This window comes from Leifsonia sp. SIMBA_070 (assembly GCF_046534635.1).
Lineage (GTDB): Bacteria > Actinomycetota > Actinomycetes > Actinomycetales > Microbacteriaceae > Leifsonia.
This window is the reverse complement of the sequence record NZ_JAWRYK010000366.1, coordinates 1-267: the sequence shown is the minus strand read 5'-3', so window position 1 is coordinate 267 and position 267 is coordinate 1. Positions and strand designations below refer to the sequence as shown.

Genomic DNA, 267 nt, shown 5'->3' with positions numbered 1-267 from the left:
CAAGCAGTTCGAGGCCGACGGTCTGCTGCGGGCGCACATCCAGCGGACGCGCACCGAGGGCAAGATCGATCCGGAGGCGCTCGACACACTGTGCCCCGATTGGGGACAGCGACAGACCTGGGCGTGTGGTCCGGCGGCGTTGCTGGATTCGCTGACCCACAAGTGGACACAGGCGGGTCTGCGGGACCATCTGCACATCGAGCGATTTGCTCTCGAGCGCGGTGAGGTCGGTGCTGAAGGTGGCACGGTCACCTTCTCGAAGACCGG

1 pseudogene is annotated in these 267 nt (G+C 65.9%); it reads left to right on the top strand.

What is annotated here, in order from left to right:
- A pseudogene (locus tag SB754_RS20705) lies at positions 1-267 on the top strand (ferredoxin reductase); the annotation flags it as partial.